The sequence below is a fragment of the Ralstonia sp. RRA genome (assembly GCF_037023145.1).
Classification (GTDB): Bacteria; Pseudomonadota; Gammaproteobacteria; order Burkholderiales; family Burkholderiaceae; genus Ralstonia.
This window is the reverse complement of record NZ_CP146091.1, coordinates 3,064,248-3,081,219: the sequence shown is the minus strand read 5'-3', so window position 1 is coordinate 3,081,219 and position 16,972 is coordinate 3,064,248. Positions and strand designations below refer to the sequence as shown.

Here is a 16,972-nt window from a genome sequence, read left to right as displayed (position 1 = left end):
GCGTCGCGTGGCGGCGCTTATAAGGTCCGCATGGCCTCATTGGAGGGGTCAAAGGACGCTAATCATGAAAATCGTGGCTTTGGCCCCGCTTCTTGCACTGACGGCCGCGACGCTTGGGGGTTGTGCGGTGTATCCGGCACCGGTGGCGGTTGCGCCTGCACCGGTCTATGCGGCTCCGGCCTATCCGGCCTACTACGGCGGTTATGGGTATTGGGGACCGTCGGTGTACTTCAACTATCACCACCGCTGATCGGCGGCGCGCAGGTGAGTTAGCCCGCTGAATGCAGCCCGGGCCAGCCCGGCGCCAGCGTCTGCGGCAGGCCCAGCAAATCGAGCACGCGCCCGACCGTATGGTCGACCAGGTCGTCGATGGTCTTGGGGCGCTGGTAGAAGCCCGGCACGGGCGGGAAGACGATGCCGCCCATCTCCGTGACGGCCGTCATGTTGCGCAGGTGCGCGAGGTTCAGCGGTGTTTCGCGCACCATCAGGATCAGGCGGCGGCGCTCCTTGAGCGTCACGTCTGCCGCGCGGGCGATGAGGTTGTCCGACAGGCCGTGCGCGACGGCCGCCAGCGTCCGCATCGAACACGGCGCCACCACCATTGCCTCGGCAGAAAACGAACCGCTCGCGATAGTCGCGCCGATGTCGCGCACGTTGTGCACCACGTGCGCAAGTGCTTCCACCTCTTCGCGCGCCATGTGCAGCTCGTGCTGCACGTTCATCAGCCCTGCCGGAGACATCAGCAGGTGCGATTCCACCCCCGCCGATTCACCCATGCCCTGCAGAACCTGCAGTAGTCGCACGCCATAAATTGCCCCCGACGCGCCCGTGATCGCAACGATGATGCGGCGCGCACGTGGGGTTTCGGTCGAGGCGGTTGCCGGCAAGGTCACGCTGAATTGAGGACGCGGATGGCGATCGGCAATCAGGCCGCCAGCAGCGGCTGCAGTTCACCGCTCTGGTACATCTCCATCATGATGTCCGAGCCGCCGATGAATTCGCCCTTGACGTAGAGCTGCGGAATGGTCGGCCAGTTGGCATAGTCCTTGATGCCCTGGCGGATTTCGTCGTCTTCCAGCACGTTGACGGTGTGCGGCTTGTCCACGCCGCAGGCCTTCAGGATCTGGATGGCGCGGCCCGAGAAGCCGCACATCGGAAATTGCGCCGTGCCCTTCATGAAGAGGACGACGGGGTGACCTTTGACGATCTGGTCGATTTTTTCGTGCGTGGTGCTCATGGGGAGACTCGATTCGATTTGGGGTGCGATTGGGGAGCAGCAGGACGCCGCGTCCGCATTGGAAAACTCATCTATTTTAGCGAGATTCGGCCTGCGCCGTTTTAAGCCGCTGGGCGGCGCCCGCCGCTGCAGCGGTCGTGACCGGCCAAGTCCTGCGCGGTGAAGACGTCGGCAAAGCCCGCCTCCGTCAGCAACGCGCGCACGGCCTCGCCCTGATCGTAGCCATGTTCGAGCAGCAGCCAGCCATCGGTCGCCAAGCGTGCCGGGGCGCCGTTGATGATGGTGCGCAGTTGGCGCAGGCCGTCGTCGTGATCGGTGAGGGCGCTGGCGGGTTCGAAGCGCAGGTCGCCCTGGCCGAGGTGTTCGTCGGTGGCGGCGATGTAGGGCGGGTTGCTGACGATCAGGTCGAACACGTGCGGGGCGTCGGCTTCAGCCAGCGCGCCGTACCAGTCGCCCAGCGCGGCATGCAGATTCGTGGCGCCGAGCGCTTGCGCGTTGCCCATCGCCACGGCCAGTGCATCGGCAGACGCATCGGTGGCCCATACGCGTGCATCGCGCCGCGCGAGCGCAATGGTGATGGCGATGATGCCGCTACCGGTGCCCATGTCCAGCACATCGGGGGCGTCGCGTTCTTCGATGCGATCCAGTGCCTGTTCGACCAGCAGCTCCGTATCGGGACGCGGGATCAGCACGGCCGGCGTCACCTTGAACGTGCGGCCGAAGAATTCACGCTCGCCGAGCAGATAGGCCATCGGCTCGCCAGCCAGGCGGCGTGCGGCGAGTTCGCTGATCTGTTGGCGCACGGCTTCGTCGATGCCGTAGGTGTCTTGCGTGATGAGCTGAACGCGCGACAGGCCGGTCGCATGCGAGACCAGCATGCGTGCTTCCAGCGCAGGCAGGCCGCTGCGGGCTAGCGCAGCCAAGGTCACAGCGACGGTAGAAAGCGAATCGGGCGAGAGCGCTGACACGGGGCAAGGTAGGCGTGATTGGGCCGCCAAAATAACACGGGCCCGCGTCGTGTGGCGCGGGCCCGTGTGAGGTGCGGCGCAGTGCGGGTTACGGCTTCTTGGCGCCCTCGACTTCCTTGGTGGTGGCGTCGATGGCCTTGTTCGTGGCCTCTTGGCCGGCTGCTACCGCGCTCGATACGGCGGCCTTCGTGTTCGAGGCTGCGTCCAGCAGGCTGGTCTTGGCGGCTTCCTTGGCCTGGTCAGCTGCTTCAGTGGCCTTGCCGGCGGCGTTGCTGGCGCTGTCGACGGCGCTCTTGGCAGCATCGGCCGATTGTTGGATCGCATTCTTGGCGGCGTCAGCCGGGGCTTCGTCCTTCTTGCCGCAGGCGGCCAGGCCGAGGGCGAGGGTGGTGGCAACGGTGATGGCCAGCAGTTGGGTACGCATTGAGATTCTCCTAATCGTCGTGGTGGTTGCCGCGCCTGTCAGGGGAAGATGACCGCCGGCTGCGACCGGCGGCGCACTCGGCGCGATCGAAGTCGATTATAGGAACGGGTGGTCGATGCGCCACCACGCAAAGCTGTATCAAACGCAAGCGGATGTTACGAGGCGGCCGCTTTTTAACAATCGGGCGCGTTAGCTGTCCTCGCCCAGGGCAGCAAGCTGCTCGGCCTGGTGCTCGGCGGCCAGTGCGCCCACCAGTTCATCCAGGTCGCCGTCCATGATCGCGTCGATCTTGTACAGCGTCAGGTTGATGCGGTGGTCGGTCACGCGGCCCTGCGGGAAGTTGTACGTGCGGATGCGGTCGGAACGGTCGCCCGAGCCGATCAGGCTCTTGCGGGCACTGGCCTCCTTGGCCTGCGCCTCGCGCTCCTGGCGGTCTTTCAGGCGTGCAGCAAGGACTTGCATGGCGCGGTCCTTGTTGCGGTGCTGGCTGCGGTCGTCCTGACACTCCACCACCAGGCCGGTCGGCAGGTGGGTGATGCGCACGGCCGAGTCGGTCTTGTTGATGTGCTGCCCGCCCGCGCCGGACGCGCGGAAGGTGTCGATGCGCAAATCCGCCGGGTTGATCTGGATGTCGGCCAGCGCGTCGGCCTCCGGCATGATCGCCACGGTGCAGGCCGACGTATGGATGCGCCCCTGCGCCTCGGTGGCTGGCACGCGCTGCACGCGGTGGCCGCCCGATTCGAACTTCAGCCGCGAATACGCGCCTTCGCCCACCAGTCGCGCGATCACTTCCTTGTAGCCGCCCAGGTCTGACGGCGACTCGCTCACGATCTCCACTTGCCAGCGCTGGCGCTCGGCAAAGCGCGTGTACATGCGTAGCAGATCGCCCGCGAAGAGCGCGGATTCATCGCCGCCCGTGCCCGCACGGATTTCCACGAAGATGTTGCGGTGGTCGTTCGGGTCTTTCGGCAGCAGCAGGCGTTGCAGTTCGCCTTCGAGCGACTCCAGCCGCTCGCGTGCGGCGCGGAGTTCGTCTTCGGCAAACGCCTTCATGTCCGGATCGGCCAGCAGTTCCTGCGCGGTGGCGACGTCGTCCTCAGCCTGCTTCCACGCCGCGAATTGCGCGACCACGGGTTCCAGCTCGGCGTGTTCGCGCGTGAGCTTGCGGTATTGATCGAGGTTGGCGGTGGCGTCTTCACGCGCGAGCAGCGCGTTGATTTCGACGGTGCGCTCGGCCAGTTGGTCGAGCTTGGACAGCATGCTGGGCTTCATTCGGGCAGTCGCTGGTGGAAACGCTAAGGCGAGGGCGGCGCAGGATACCGCGCCGGAACATGCGCCACGGATGGGCGCGTGCGGACGAGGCGCCGCTAGCGCTCGGAGTGGCTGGACTGGCGGAACAGTGCCGGCAGCAGGTCGATGAGCTGTTCGCGGCCTTCACCCTGCGCGTGGTTGAGCGCATGCGTCGGGCCGTGGAGGAATTTCTTGGTCAGCGCTTGCGACAGCGCTTCGAGCACCAGCGCCGGGTCATCGCCGCGCGCGAGCATGCGCTGGGCGCGCTCCAACTCGCCCTGGCGCAGCGTTTCGGCCTGCGCGTGCAAATCGCGGATGACGGGCACCACGCTGCGTGCGTCGAGCCAGTGCATGAAGTTTTGCACGCGCGTCTCGATGATGGCCTCGGCCTGTGCGACGGCGGCCTGCCGCAGTGCGTTGCCCTCGCGCACGATGGCGCCGAGATCGTCCACGGTATAGAGGAACACGTCGGACAGGCGTGCGACTTCGGGTTCGATATCGCGCGGCACGGCCAGGTCGACCATGAACATCGGGCGGTGGCGGCGCTGCTTGATGGCGCGTTCCACGGCGCCCAGGCCGATGATAGGCAGCGTGCTTGCCGTGCACGAGACGACGATGTCGAACTCAGCGAGCTTGGTCGGCAGTTCAGCCAGGCGGACGGCGTGGGCGTTCAGGCCCTGGTTCGACAGGGCTTCGGCCAGTTTCTCGCCGCGTTCCAGCGTGCGGTTGGCGATCACTACTTCGCGCGGCTTTTGCGCGGCGAAGTGGGTGGCGCACAGTTCGATCATCTCGCCGGCGCCGATGAACAGCACGCGCTGCTCGGCAATCGATTCGAAGATGCGCTGCGCCAGACGCACGGCGGCAGCGGCCATCGACACGGAATGCGCGCCGATCTCCGTCGTGCCGCGCACTTCCTTGGCCACCGCAAAGGTCCGCTGGAATAGCTGATTCAGGTACGTGCCCAGTGCGCCTGCTTCCGTGGCGGTGCGCACGGCGTCTTTCATCTGGCCGAGGATCTGTGTTTCGCCCAGCACCATCGAGTCGAGCCCGCTCGCCACGCGAAATGCGTGGCGCACAGCCAGCGATTGGCCCAGCGAATACACGTGGGGCGCGAGTTCGCTGGCGTCGACGTTGTGGTGCTGCGCCAGCCAACGAATGGCGTGCTCATGCGCGGTCTCTTCAGGCAGGTTGCCGTCGGTCGCGCAGTAGATCTCGGTGCGGTTGCAGGTGGAGAGGATGGCGGCTTCGGCCGTGCTCTTGAGGTGCGGCAGGTGTTGGCGCAGCGTGCCCAGCGCGGGCTTGAGCTGTTCGAGCGGAAACGCCACCTTCTCGCGCAGGGAAAGCGGCGCAGTGTGGTGGTTGATTCCGAGCGTCAGCAACTGCATGTGGGGCGGCCGGTTAAGAAGGAACGGCACGAATTTTGAGCACTCGTGATTATAACGCCGGGCCCGACGCTCGACAGGACACAGGGCAATAGGACTGTCGTTCGGCGTCAAAATGTTGGTTATGCATCACTTGATGGCGGGTGCGCTGCGGTTGCCTTCCGTGTGGTTTTCCGCCCGGCCTTGCGCTAAGGTACGCGTCCAATTGAACCGCGACCTATCGCGAAATCGCGCACGGCAACACGGAGAACAGGCAAATGGGGTGGATCGCACCGCTATGGATCGGGCTGGCAGTGGGCGCGGCGGCGCGTTGGCTGCATCCGAGTGGAAAACGCCTCGGCTGGCTGGCCGCGCTGTTGGCCGGCGTGTTCGGCGCGTTGGTTGGCTACTACGGCGGCCAGTTTGCGCACCTGTATGCCGACGGGCAGATCATGGCGTGGACGGCAGCGGTGATCGGCGCAATGGTGGTGCCGGCCGCGTGGGGTTTGCTGCGGGGCGGCCGCTGATGCGGCGTGCATGGCGGGCCGGTTTGCTCGTGGCTGGCGCGATGTTGTTGGGGCTGCCGGTGGCCAGCCAGGCCTATACGGTGCGGAGCTGCACCGAGCATTGGTATCCGCCCGCCAAGCCTGGGCAATCCATCTCCGATCTGCGGCCAGAGCGCACCAACGCTTGCCGCAAGCATGCGATCGAGATGCGCAGTGACCGCTTTGGCGTGATCGACGGCCAGGGCTACTTCATCACCACGGATGTGAACACGTCGCGTGCGTGCGCCGGCGGCGGGCCGGCGTTCAACCCGTCATGCCTGATTCCCGGGCCGCTTCAGCGCAATGAGCTGTCGGAGGTCCGCAACTACTATCGGCTGACACCGAACGGCGCGAGCCTGCGCCCGCTCGGTCAGGGTTATGCGACGGATGGCCGCACCGTGTTCTCGTACACCTCGCCGATTGCCGGCGCGGATGCGGCCAGCTTCCAGGTCTTTACGCCGCAGGGCGCGGCTGCCGATGCCGCCTGGGCCCGGGACCGCACGCACATTTATCACGACGAGACACCTGTGCCGGGGATGGCGCCGGGGCCGGTGACGGTGTTTGACGAGACCTTTGCCGTCAACGGTGGGCGGGTCTTTGAGATCAATGCGCTGGACGGCATCAAGCCGCGCCCCGACGTGCGGCCCAACCTGACCGTCCTGGCTTTTGCGCAGCCGCTGTACTCCAACGTGATCAGCGACGGCCAGCACATCTACGTGAAGGGCAAGCCGCTGGATGGCGTGCGTGCGGCCTCGTTCCAGATGCTGCCGCCGACGTGCCCGGTGCCGGGGCTGCCCGAGCTGAAATGCCGGGCCGAACTCGTGCGCAACACTACGGCATCGAACTTCCGCATCGCGCGCAGCGGCAATGACATCCTGTACTTCGGCGAGGTCTACAAGGTCATGCACATCCGCAACGTGCCGGACTTCGTCTACTTCCAACTCGCCGACAGTGATGAACTGCTGGGTATCGGCGGCCATCGCGTGTTCCAACTCGAGAAAATGGGTTCGGTCGTGGGCGATGCCGTGGTCGACCTCCGCTACACGGGCCGCCTGAGCGGGCCGGTCGCCGGTTACCTCGTCGACGAGACCGGCTTTATCTCGCTGCATGATCTGGAGCGTGGCAGTGGCCCGCTGTGCGGTCAGGTGTCTGATCTCGCCACGCCCGAGCGCGATGGCGTGTCGCGCTTCGGCCCGATGAAACGCTTGCCCGAGGACCAGGTGCCCGCTGGCTTCAAGATCGCGTTCGAGAACACGCGTTACCGCTACCTGTTCGCCATCCCGCAGCAGTCGACCGAGTTCGACACGGTGATCGACCTGCGCGATGGCCGCCGCATGCGGGCCAACTGGTGCGGGGACGGCATCCAGCCGCAAGTGGTGCGGCGTTAGAACGCCAAGCGTGGTTACGGGCTGCGCTAGTCGCCGTCGCCACGGTCACCGGACATGAAAGAAGCCCCGCAATTGCGGGGCTTGTTCGTTGCGCTTGCCTGACAGACGTTGAACAGGATGTGCCGCACATCGCCAAAGCTGCCGTCTCGGCCGGCATGCCTGTAAAAAAGTGATGCTTAATCGCCTCAACGTCGCCATGCCCGCTGGATGCCGTTTGACTTGCGCCAGCGCGTGGCGGTAACCCAGGCGCCGGCTCCCGCCCCATTTTCGGCACCTTCACGGCGCGCCAACTGTGGCCGACCCGCATTTTTGTGTGGCAGGTGGAGGAGTATCATCAGCGCCCTGTTCACCACACCCGCCGGGAAGATTCAACATGCTGATCAAGCGCTTCGTCATGGCCGCCGCTGTTCTGACCACCTTCGCCATGGCGCCGGGCGGCGCATCGGCGGAGCCCACCTACACCGTTGGCGCTGGCGGCACCTACCGCCCGTTCGAGTTTGAAACCCCGCAAAAGGAACTGACCGGCTTTGACATCGACCTCATCAAGGCGATCGGCAAGGCCGGCGGCTTCAACGTCAAGCTGATCAGCACGCCGTGGGAAGGCATCTTTGCCACGCTCAACCAGGGCGACCGCGACATCATCGTTTCCGGCATCACCATCACCGACCAGCGCAAGCAGATGGTCGATTTTTCGGCACCGTACTTTCCGGCCGGGCAGGTGATCATCACCGCGCCGAACGCCAAGATCGGCGGCCTGGCTGACCTGAAGAAGCGCCAAGTCGGTGTGGTGGCATCGAGCGCGGGCGACACCGCTGTCTCGGAAGAGCTGGGCCGCACGAGCTCGGCCATCAAGCGTTTCGACAACACGCCGCTGATGCTCGAAGAGCTGTACCGCGGCGGCGTCGACGCGGCGGTGGGGGATGTGGGCGTGATCAAGTTCTACATCAAGAGCCACCCGGAAAAGCCCTTCAGCCTGGTCTCTGACGCCAAGTTCAAGCCGCAGTACTTCGGCATCGCGGTCAAGAAGGGCAACAAGGTGGTGCTCGACCAGATCAACACCGGCCTGAAGAAGGTCGTTGCCGACGGCACCTACGCCAAGATCTACAAGCACTGGTTTGACGACAACGTGCCGACGCTGCCGCAGCAATAAGCGCGATTTCGCCATCAGGCGTTTTTCCCGGAGCCGGCACTGCCGGCTCGTTTCATTCTGTTGCTCCAGTAAAAAAAGGTGGTCTCCATGGGTGGGTTCCAGTGGAACATCATCGGCGAATATCTGCCGCTCTTCGTCGAGGGCACGCTGATGACGCTCAAGTGCACGGTGATCTGCGTGATCGCCGGCACGCTGCTCGGGCTGGTGCTCGGCGTTGGCCGGCTGGCCGAGGCGCGTCATGGCTTCTACAAGTATTTCCTGCGCTATGCGGTGCAATATCCAGTGCGCTTCTATGTCAGCTTCTTTCGCGGCACGCCGCTGTTCGTGCAGATCCTGCTGATCCATTTTGCGCTGATGCCGCTGCTCATCAACCCGGCAGATGGCTGGCTCATCAGCGGTGAGCTGGCGCGTGATGTGCGGCAGCAATACGGCGCGTTCACGTCGGCGGTGCTCGCCATCTCGCTCAACGCGGGCGCGTATGTGTCGGAAATCTTCCGCGCCGGCATCCAGTCGATCGATCGCGGTCAGGCAGAGGCGGCGCGCTCGCTGGGCATGACCTACATGGAGACGCTGCGCCGCGTCGTGCTGCCGCAGGCGTTTCGCCGCATGCTGCCACCGCTAGGCAACAACGCCATCGCCATCGTCAAGGATTCGTCGCTGGCGTCAGCCATCGGCCTGGCGGAACTCGCCTACGCCGCGCGCACCGTGTCGGGCGCGTATGCGCGCTACTGGGAGCCGTATCTGACGATCTCGCTCATCTACTGGGCAATCACGCTGGTCTTGTCGGCCGGGGTTCAACATCTGGAAGCGAGGTACGGCAAGAATGATCGTCGTTAACAACCTGCAGAAGCAGTACGGCAACGCGCACGTGCTGCGCGGCATCACCTGCCGCATCGAAGAGCGCGAAGTGGTGTGCGTGATCGGCCCGTCGGGCTCGGGCAAGAGCACGTTCCTGCGCTGTCTGAACGGGCTGGAAACCGTCTCGGGCGGCGAGGTGCTGGTCAATGGTTTCCACGTGGAAGACCCGAAGACCGACCTGAACAAGATGCGCGCCAGCGTGGGCATGGTGTTCCAGCGCTTCAACCTGTTCGCGCATATGTCGGTGCTCGACAACCTTGTGCTCGCGCCGATGCAGGTGCGCGGCATGAAGCGCGACGAGGCCGTCATCGTGGCCGAGCAACTGCTGCGCAAGGTCGGCCTGCTCGACAAGATCGACGCACACCCGAGCCAGCTCTCGGGCGGTCAGCAGCAGCGCGTGGCGATTGCCCGCGCACTGGCGATGTCACCGACGGTGATGCTGTTCGACGAACCCACCTCTGCGCTGGACCCGGAACTCGTCGGCGAGGTGCTGGAGGTGATGAAGTCGCTGGCCGAGGAGGGCATGACGATGGTGGTCGTCACGCATGAAATGGCGTTCGCACGGGAAGTATCGGACCGCGTGTTCTTCATCGACCAGGGCGTGATCATGGAAGAGGGGCCGCCGGAGCAGATCTTCTCCGCGCCCAAGCACGAGCGCACGCGCGAATTCCTGCGCAAGGTGTTGTAGGAGCGACCTGATGGACGCGAACGCAAGCGCATCGCCCGCTGGCGCCGGTACCGCGGCGTCGCATCCCGCGCAGACCTCGGCCTACGCCTGGAAAGCGTTGGCCGGCTCGACCATCGGTTATGCGATGGACGGTTTTGATCTGCTGATCCTGGGCTTCATGCTGCCCGCCATCAGCGCGGCGCTGGCCCTGACACCGAGCCAGTCCGGCGCCCTGGTGACCTGGACGCTGATTGGCGCAGTGGCTGGCGGCATCGTGTTCGGCGCGTTGAGCGATGTGTACGGCCGCGTGCGCGTGCTCACCTGGACCATCGTGCTGTTTGCCGTGTTCACGGGCCTGTGCGCATTCGCCCAAGGCTTCAGCGATCTGCTGGTCTATCGCACCATCGCCGGGATCGGCCTGGGCGGCGAATTCGGGATCGGCATGGCGCTGGCGGCCGAAGCGTGGCCTGCGCACAAGCGCGCGCGGGTGTCGTCGTATGTGGCGCTGGGTTGGCAGTCGGGCGTGCTGTTGGCAGCGTTGCTCACGCCGATGCTGCTGCCGGTTATCGGCTGGCGCGGCATGTTCGTGCTGGGGATGGCGCCTGCGCTGGTGGCCTGGCTGGTCCGCAAGACGCTGCACGAGCCGGTCGTCTTCGTCCGCCATGTGGATACTGCGCGCCCGAAGCCCAATGCCTTCCGGCTGCTGGTGGCCGATGCCCGCACTACGCGCACCAGCCTGGGCATCGTCATCCTCTGCGCCGTCCAGAACTTCGGCTACTACGGCATCATGATCTGGCTGCCGACGTACCTGGGCAAGACGCTGGGCTTCTCGCTCACCAAGTCTGCGGTGTGGACCTCCGTCACGATCCTCGGAATGATGGCCGGCATCGTTGCGTTTGGTCATCTGGCCGACCGCATCGGGCGCAAGCCGACGTTCCTGATTTTCCAGGCGGGTGCCGTGGCCATGGTGCTGACCTATGCGCAGCTGACCGATCCGGTGACGATGCTCTGGACCGGCGCGCTCATGGGCATGTTCGTCAACGGCATGATCGGCGGATACGGCGCGCTCATCTCCGAGGCCTATCCGACGGCGGCCCGGGCCACCGCGCAGAACGTGCTGTTCAACATCGGCCGTGCCATCGGCGGGTTTGGGCCGGTGGCGATTGGCAGCTTGGCTTCGGCGTATTCGTTTCCGGTGGCGATTGCGCTGCTGGCCGGCATCTACGTGCTGGATATGCTGGCAACGTTCTTTCTGATCCCCGAGCTCAAGGGTGCGGAGTTGGGCTGACAGCAAACCACGGGTGCGTGCGTTGCCCATGAAAAAAGCCCCGCACTGCGGGGCTTTTTCGTTGCGCTTGTCGGATCAGACGTTGAACAAGAAGTGCAGCACATCGCCATCCTTGACGATGTATTCCTTGCCTTCGGCGCGCATCTTGCCGGCTTCCTTGGCGCCTTGTTCACCCTTGAACTGGATGAAGTCGTCGTACGAGATGGTCTGGGCGCGGATGAAGCCGCGTTCGAAGTCCGTGTGGATGGCTGCAGCCGCACGCGGAGCCGTGTCGCCAATGTGGATCGTCCAGGCGCGCACTTCCTTCACGCCGGCGGTGAAGTACGTCTGCAGGCCCAGCAGCTTGAACGCCGCGCGGATCACGCGGTTCAGGCCCGGCTCCTCCATGCCGATGTCGGCCAGGAATTCGGCCTTGTCGGCGTCGTCCAGGTCGGCAATTTCGGCTTCGATGGCGGCGCACACGGCCACCACCGGTGAATTCGTCTGGGCAGCGTAAGCGCGCACGGCATCCAGGTGCGGGTTGTTCTCGAAGCCGTCTTCACGCACGTTGGCCACGTACATGGTCGGCTTGGCCGTGATCAGGCACAGCGGCTTGATCGTCGCCCATTCCTCATCAGTCAGGTTCAGGCCGCGCACGGGCTTGGCTTCGTCCAGCACCTTCTGGGCCTTTTCCAGCACGGCGACCAGCTTGGCGGCTTCCTTGTCGTTGCCCGACTTGGCGGCCTTGGTGTAGCGCTGCAGTGCCTTTTCCACCGTACCCAGGTCAGCGAGAGCCAACTCGGTGTTGATGACTTCGATGTCGGCGATCGGGTCGACCTTGCCGGCCACGTGGATCACGTTGTCATCTTCGAAGCAGCGCACCACGTGGGTGATGGCGTCCGTTTCGCGGATGTTGGCGAGGAACTGGTTGCCCAGACCTTCACCCTTGGATGCGCCTGCCACCAGGCCTGCAATGTCGACGAACTCGACCACTGCCGGCAGCACGCGCTCGGGCTTGACGATGTCAGCCAGCGCAGCCAGGCGCGCGTCCGGCACTTCCACCACGCCCACGTTGGGTTCGATCGTGCAGAACGGGTAGTTCTCGGCGGCGATGCCGGCTTTGGTCAGGGCATTGAACAGGGTCGACTTGCCGACGTTCGGCAGGCCGACGATGCCGCATTGGAGGCTCATGGTGAAAAAGGCTCTAAATCAAGGGGTTACGTGACGCTGAGGCGGCGGCAGCACAGCGGAATCGGGGCTGTGCGCGTCGTTCACGGAAAGGCGTGATTGTAACCGCTCCGGATGGGGTCTAGCCCTGCGACGCCGCCTCGTTCCGCTTGCGCTGTGTACGGCTCGCCAGCACCAGGGCGATCCCGCCCAGGATGGCGGCGGAGGCCGTCGCCAGCCTTGACGTGAGCGGCTCGGCCAGGAACAGCACCGCGCCGAACGCTGCAATGGGCGGCACCGCCAGTTGCACCGCCGCCGCGCGGATCGCCGACAGCCCCTTCAGAGCGGCATACCAAATCACATAGCCGATGCCCGAAGTGATCGCGCCCGAGGCCAGCGCCAGCACGATCCCGCTGGGCCTGACGTGTGCGCGGCTGGCCAGCACCGCGCTCAAGGCCAGCGCCATGGGGGCCGCCCGCAGGAAGTTGCCGGCAGTGGCGCCCAGCGGATTGTCGAGCCCGCGCCCGCGCAGCGAATACACGCCCCAGGCCACACCGGCTACGCTCATCAGCGCGGCGCCCAGTGGCGTTGGCGCCGTCACGCCCGGCGATACCAGGTAGACCAGCCCGCCCAGCGCCAGCGCAAAGCCGACCCAACCGAGTGGCTCGAACCGTTCGCCCGCAGCCAGGCCCGCGCCCAGCATGGTGATCTGTACCGCACCGAACAGGATCAGCGCGCCCGTGCCTGCGCTCAGGGTCAGATACGCGAACGAGAAGAACGCCACGTAGGCGAACAGCATGGTTGCGGCCGCCCAGTCCACGCGGGCCGGCGGCGCCCGGCGGGCACCCGCTCGCGCCAGGATGGCCAGCACGACCGCACCCGACACTAGCCGGATGCTGGAGAAGCTCGCCGCATCGATGGCCGCATGCTGCAACGCCAGCCGGCACAGCAGCGAGTTGGAGGCGAACGCCACCATCGCGATACTGGTGAGCAGCACCGTGCGCAGGGCGAGTTGGCCGTCGCTGGTGGTATCCATGGCATCCGTGGCAGCCATCACGCGATGCGCGCTGCGCCCCAGAGGTGCGTTGCCGCAAGCACGGCGGCGCCTGCCAGCAGCGCCACGCCCAGCGGCGCAGACAACCGCCGCCCCCACGCGACGTTCTTTTCGATGGCCATGGCGGCGGCCAGCACCAGCATCCAGCCGAGGCTGCCCGCGCCCACCACGAACATCAGCAGCATCAGCGCCCAGCAGCACCCCACGCAGAACAGCCCGTGGCGCAGGCCCAGCAGGAACGCCTGCCGTTGCGGCCCGGGGCCGTGCCAATGGCTGATGACGAAGCTCAGCGGCGAGCGGCACTGGTCCAGGCATCGATACTTCAGCGCGCTGAACTGGAACGCCCCCGCACCCGCCAGCGTGGCCGCGCCGATCAGCCAGCCATACCAGCCCAGCAGCGGCACCCGCGCGACCCCGGCGAGCAGTAGGGCATGCAGCCCATGCGCTAGTAGGCCGAACGCGCTCCAGGCAACCAGATAGCCCACGCCCAGCAGCACCAGCAAGCGCTGGCGATCCGCCCGCCCCGCAACGACGCGGTCAAACGCTTGGAACAGCGGCAACGTGGTCGGCAGCATCATCGCCAGGATCATCAGCGTCCAGGCCAATGCGTAGAGCGCTGCCGGCACGACGAGCGAACCTGCCGGCACCACCCGGCACAGCCACGCCGCCGGGCCAGAGGCCGTCCAGTCGCCATGATCCAGATAGCGGCCATACGGGCTGCGCGCCCACAGCCACAGCGTGAGCCAGGCAAGCGTCACCAAGCCGGCCAGTACCGGCAGGAAGACGCGTTGGTGGCGCGATGCGGCAACGCGCACGATCGCCACCGTTCAAGCGTCGAACAGGAACGTGCTCTGCAGCGCGTTGTGGTTCTTGATGTCGACGTTGATGCCGATATCCGCGTTCTTCGAGCGGTAGACCGGCGCCTTGCCCACGAACACCGGCGCACCCGGCACGGTCGAGAACACGGTGTCCGACAGCGTGGTCTGCTGGCCGGTCGGGCCCACGTACGGTTCGAGTTCGGCGTAGTAATCAGTGCCGATCTTGAGCGTGCCCTTGGCCCCGACGATGTCGAATGTGATCGCTGCGCGCTCGACCGAGACGACCTTGCCGATCAGCTTGGCCAGTTCGGCGATCGGCCCGCCGGCCTGGCCGGTGTAGACCTTGAGCAGCGCTTTCTCCTGCGCATCGGTCGCGCTGTCGTTAAGGAAGATCGCCGCTGTCCAGTTGCCTTCCAGGATGTTGCCCGGGACGTGCGCGACGGCTGCAATGGTGCAACCGGACACGTCGACGCCGTCGATCGTGCCGCGGTCCATGTGCCACGCGACGATGGTGTCGCAGGTGCCGAAATCGGGGTCTTCGCCGATCCAGCACGGGCACAGGACGCGGCAGTTGCAGACTTCGAGCAGCCTGCCTTCCAGGTGATAGGACATGGTTTCCTCCATCCGACGTAGTTGACGAATGCGCGCACGACCACGGCAATCAGCCGGGGCGGACGTTGTCAGGGCTTGGCCCGGATGGAGGGTCGGAAACGGGCGGGCAGACAGCCGGCCGTATCGAAGACAAGCGGACGAAAGCGGCCCCGCAATCCGTCTGCGGCGCGCCACTGTCAAATTCTAGGAAGCCTCATTGGGTACGCAAGACGATTCCCGGCGGGCCGAGGGCGTGGGCTGAAAACGCGTTACGGGGCCGTTACGCGTTACGTTCCAGAAACGTAACAACTTTGCGCAAAACCCAGCCCAGCGTGGGTGTCGGCAAGGGGGTAGGGAAGTCCCCAGCCCGCCTGTCAACCCAGGCTGGATAAGGCTTTTGGCCAACTTCGGTCCGGCAAGGACGGGGGCTGCCCGGACCGGGCATACCTATTGCACTGTCTTGCTCCAAACAACAAATCTGAGTGGGGAGCACAGCATGTCCTGGACCGTTACCACCGCCGCCCGCCCGACCCACGCGGTCGCCAGCAACGACAGCCTGTTCGCCAGCTATGAGGCGATCGCCACCCTGTCCGCAGAAATGGTCGTGGCGGCCGAGATGGGCGATTGGGACGGCGTGAGCGCCCTGGAGCGCGAATGCGCGGTCTACATGGAACGCCTGGGCCACGCCCAGCGCCCGGCCTTGTCGCACGAAGAACTGCAACGCAAGCGCGACCTGATGATGCGCATTCTGGCCAACGACGCCCGCGTGCGTGCGCTGGTCTGCCCGCGCCAGGATGAACTGATGCGCCTGGTCAGCGGTGAACGCCGCTCGATCGGCGCACGTCAGGCGTACGCCACCGTCTCGTACTACTAAGAAGGAAAACGATCGGCAGCTAGCCGATCAGCGGGGCTGCAACTCCCCCCACGACACCAGCACACGCTGGATGCTGCGCGCGTAGGAATCGCGTTGCGCCGGTGTTTCGGAGTGATACGCCCCGATCGCGCGCCACGTGTTTCCGTGGCGAACCATCTTTTGCTTGAGCAGCCAGGCCGCCACAAACACGTTGACGCAGGCATCGGTCAGCGCGTGGCGCGGCACCCCGTAGCGCGCCAACGTACTGAAATGAATCGAGTTGATCTGCGCCTGGCCAATGTCGACCGAGCCGTCGGCGTTGCGGTGCACGGCATTCGCATCGCCCTTCGATTCAAACCACACGATCGCGCGTAGCACCGTCGGGTTGACGCCCTGGTAGGCGCCAGCCTGCTCGAAGCAATCGCTCGCAGCGTGTGCGGCAAGGCTGCACAGCGCCAGCAGCAGCGCCGCGCCAAGTTGTGCCCAGATCAAGCGAAGGGTGTGGGTGGCATGCATGGCGGCTCCGGCGGACGGTCGTTGGTTGGTTACTTCTGCAGAGCCGCTTCGAGCTGGTGCTCGATGCCGGCCAGATATGTGTGCGACGCCTCCGACACCACCATGCGCGGCACCGGGTCGGCCGCCTTGCGCACCTGGACGAAGGTGGCCTTGCGCTTGCTGCCACGTGTGCGCGCAGCGGGCGCAGGCTCGATTTCGCTACCACCACCGCCTGGCGGCAGCATCGCCAGCGAGGGCAGGGGCGGATAGACCTTGTCAGCCGCCGCGGCCGCAGCCGTTGCCGGCATCAGAGAATCGGGCGGTGCGGCAAATGCAGACGCCGGCACGGCCAGCAGGCCGACGGTCAGCGGGAAGAGTAGATGGGTCATACGCATGACATTCCTCTTAATCCTGCGTGCGGATCGTCACGCTATACGGCTGGCTGGCGTTGACGGTCAGGTTTTCCAGGTGGACGTAACTGGCACGCTGCGCAGGCACACCATTCCACAGCGCCTGGTTCAGGTAGCGGAAATCCTGCGTCAGCGCCGCGACTTGGATCGTCGCCGGGCGCTTCTGCGCGGCAGCCAGCGCGCCGGCCTTGGTCAGCACGGCGGTCAGTTGCGGGTCATGCGCACCCAGTGCATCAGGCGGAATGGTGAAGCTCATGACCTCGCCTGCCGGTGCGGTGCGGGCGTTGGGCGTGGCCTTCGTCTGCGTCTGCAACTGTGCGCAGCCAACCAGCGCCAGCAATGCGGCGCCGGCAATCAGCCTGGGCAATGGTGTCATATGGGAGAGAGTCCACATGGCGGTCAGGAATCCATGGATCGGACCTGCACTCT

General features: G+C 65.5%; 21 protein-coding genes. 8 read left to right on the top strand and 13 right to left on the bottom strand.

The genetic code is table 11. The features are described 5' to 3' along the window. Positions 1 to 64 precede the first annotated feature (64 nt). Complete coding sequence (locus V6657_RS14795; protein WP_048935366.1) at positions 65 to 250, top strand: hypothetical protein; 186 nt, start codon at positions 65 to 67, stop codon at positions 248 to 250. A 19-nt stretch (positions 251 to 269) separates the two neighbouring features. On the opposite strand, the gene V6657_RS14790 is transcribed toward V6657_RS14795, so the two are convergent. The 6 genes from V6657_RS14790 to hemA form a co-directional block, all read right to left on the bottom strand. Further along, a complete protein-coding gene (locus V6657_RS14790) occupies positions 270 to 893 on the bottom strand; it encodes a UbiX family flavin prenyltransferase (protein WP_048935367.1) in 624 nt (207 codons plus the stop codon). Between the two features lie 32 nt (positions 894 to 925). Next, the gene (grxD, locus tag V6657_RS14785; RefSeq protein ID WP_021197440.1) at positions 926 to 1,237 is read right to left on the bottom strand and encodes a Grx4 family monothiol glutaredoxin; all 312 of its coding nucleotides are present in this window, start codon (positions 1,235 to 1,237) and stop codon (positions 926 to 928) included. Between the two features lie 101 nt (positions 1,238 to 1,338). Beyond that, the gene (gene prmC, locus V6657_RS14780) at positions 1,339 to 2,205 is read right to left on the bottom strand and encodes a peptide chain release factor N(5)-glutamine methyltransferase (protein WP_048935368.1); all 867 of its coding nucleotides are present in this window, start codon (positions 2,203 to 2,205) and stop codon (positions 1,339 to 1,341) included. An 88-nt stretch (positions 2,206 to 2,293) separates the two neighbouring features. Next, a complete protein-coding gene (locus V6657_RS14775; protein ID WP_048935369.1) occupies positions 2,294 to 2,629 on the bottom strand; it encodes a hypothetical protein in 336 nt (111 codons plus the stop codon). A gap of 189 nt (positions 2,630 to 2,818) precedes the next feature. Continuing rightward, on the bottom strand, positions 2,819 to 3,901 hold the full coding sequence (prfA, locus tag V6657_RS14770) for a peptide chain release factor 1 (protein WP_048935370.1): 1,083 nt from the start codon (positions 3,899 to 3,901) through the stop codon (positions 2,819 to 2,821). 95 nt (positions 3,902 to 3,996) lie between these two features. Then, entirely contained in the window at positions 3,997 to 5,304 is a 1,308-nt protein-coding gene (gene hemA / locus V6657_RS14765) for a glutamyl-tRNA reductase (protein ID WP_048935371.1), read from the bottom strand. Between the two features lie 254 nt (positions 5,305 to 5,558). Here hemA and V6657_RS14760 point away from each other — a divergent pair, with 254 nt between their 5' ends. From V6657_RS14760 to V6657_RS14735, 6 genes are all read left to right on the top strand, one after another. Next, positions 5,559 to 5,807 carry a GlsB/YeaQ/YmgE family stress response membrane protein gene (locus V6657_RS14760; RefSeq protein WP_048935372.1) on the top strand — a complete coding sequence of 83 codons (249 nt, stop codon included), beginning with the start codon at positions 5,559 to 5,561 and terminating at the stop codon, positions 5,805 to 5,807. Further along, a complete protein-coding gene (locus V6657_RS14755; protein WP_048935373.1) occupies positions 5,807 to 7,213 on the top strand; it encodes a DKNYY domain-containing protein in 1,407 nt (468 codons plus the stop codon). The genes V6657_RS14760 and V6657_RS14755 overlap by 1 nt, the downstream gene beginning before the upstream one ends. Positions 7,214 to 7,586: 373 nt before the next feature. Beyond that, complete coding sequence (locus V6657_RS14750) at positions 7,587 to 8,363, top strand: basic amino acid ABC transporter substrate-binding protein (RefSeq protein ID WP_137884792.1); 777 nt, start codon at positions 7,587 to 7,589, stop codon at positions 8,361 to 8,363. Between the two features lie 87 nt (positions 8,364 to 8,450). After that, positions 8,451 to 9,200 (top strand): amino acid ABC transporter permease, encoded by a 750-nt coding sequence (locus V6657_RS14745; RefSeq protein WP_021197431.1) that lies wholly within the window; start codon positions 8,451 to 8,453, stop codon positions 9,198 to 9,200. Then, a complete protein-coding gene (locus tag V6657_RS14740) occupies positions 9,187 to 9,909 on the top strand; it encodes an amino acid ABC transporter ATP-binding protein (protein ID WP_048935374.1) in 723 nt (240 codons plus the stop codon). Before V6657_RS14745 ends, V6657_RS14740 begins: the two co-directional genes overlap by 14 nt. 10 nt (positions 9,910 to 9,919) lie before the next feature. After that, complete coding sequence (locus tag V6657_RS14735) at positions 9,920 to 11,176, top strand: MFS transporter (protein ID WP_048935375.1); 1,257 nt, start codon at positions 9,920 to 9,922, stop codon at positions 11,174 to 11,176. A gap of 75 nt (positions 11,177 to 11,251) precedes the next feature. Here V6657_RS14735 and ychF read toward each other — a convergent pair whose 3' ends face one another. The 4 genes from ychF to V6657_RS14715 form a co-directional block, all read right to left on the bottom strand. Further along, positions 11,252 to 12,346 (bottom strand): redox-regulated ATPase YchF, encoded by a 1,095-nt coding sequence (ychF, locus tag V6657_RS14730; RefSeq protein ID WP_048935376.1) that lies wholly within the window; start codon positions 12,344 to 12,346, stop codon positions 11,252 to 11,254. Between the two features lie 118 nt (positions 12,347 to 12,464). After that, a complete protein-coding gene (locus V6657_RS14725; RefSeq protein WP_048935403.1) occupies positions 12,465 to 13,358 on the bottom strand; it encodes a DMT family transporter in 894 nt (297 codons plus the stop codon). 17 nt (positions 13,359 to 13,375) lie between these two features. Continuing rightward, the gene (locus V6657_RS14720) at positions 13,376 to 14,191 is read right to left on the bottom strand and encodes a DUF2182 domain-containing protein (RefSeq protein ID WP_048935404.1); all 816 of its coding nucleotides are present in this window, start codon (positions 14,189 to 14,191) and stop codon (positions 13,376 to 13,378) included. A gap of 12 nt (positions 14,192 to 14,203) precedes the next feature. After that, the gene (locus V6657_RS14715; RefSeq protein WP_048935377.1) at positions 14,204 to 14,806 is read right to left on the bottom strand and encodes a DUF1326 domain-containing protein; all 603 of its coding nucleotides are present in this window, start codon (positions 14,804 to 14,806) and stop codon (positions 14,204 to 14,206) included. A gap of 475 nt (positions 14,807 to 15,281) precedes the next feature. On the opposite strand from V6657_RS14715, the gene V6657_RS14710 reads away from it, so the two are divergent. Further along, positions 15,282 to 15,659, top strand: coding sequence for a flagellar protein FliT (locus V6657_RS14710; RefSeq protein WP_048935378.1), 378 nt, complete (start codon positions 15,282 to 15,284; stop codon positions 15,657 to 15,659). A 27-nt stretch (positions 15,660 to 15,686) separates the two neighbouring features. Here the strand turns inward: V6657_RS14710 and V6657_RS14705 are convergent, their stop codons facing one another. The 3 genes from V6657_RS14705 to V6657_RS14695 are packed head-to-tail and all read right to left on the bottom strand — an operon-like array spanning position 15,687 to position 16,937. Beyond that, the gene (locus V6657_RS14705; RefSeq protein ID WP_048935379.1) at positions 15,687 to 16,154 is read right to left on the bottom strand and encodes a lytic transglycosylase domain-containing protein; all 468 of its coding nucleotides are present in this window, start codon (positions 16,152 to 16,154) and stop codon (positions 15,687 to 15,689) included. Between the two features lie 29 nt (positions 16,155 to 16,183). Beyond that, positions 16,184 to 16,528 (bottom strand): hypothetical protein, encoded by a 345-nt coding sequence (locus tag V6657_RS14700; protein WP_048935380.1) that lies wholly within the window; start codon positions 16,526 to 16,528, stop codon positions 16,184 to 16,186. A 10-nt stretch (positions 16,529 to 16,538) separates the two neighbouring features. Beyond that, positions 16,539 to 16,937, bottom strand: coding sequence for a hypothetical protein (locus V6657_RS14695; protein WP_048935381.1), 399 nt, complete (start codon positions 16,935 to 16,937; stop codon positions 16,539 to 16,541). Positions 16,938 to 16,972 lie beyond the last annotated feature (35 nt).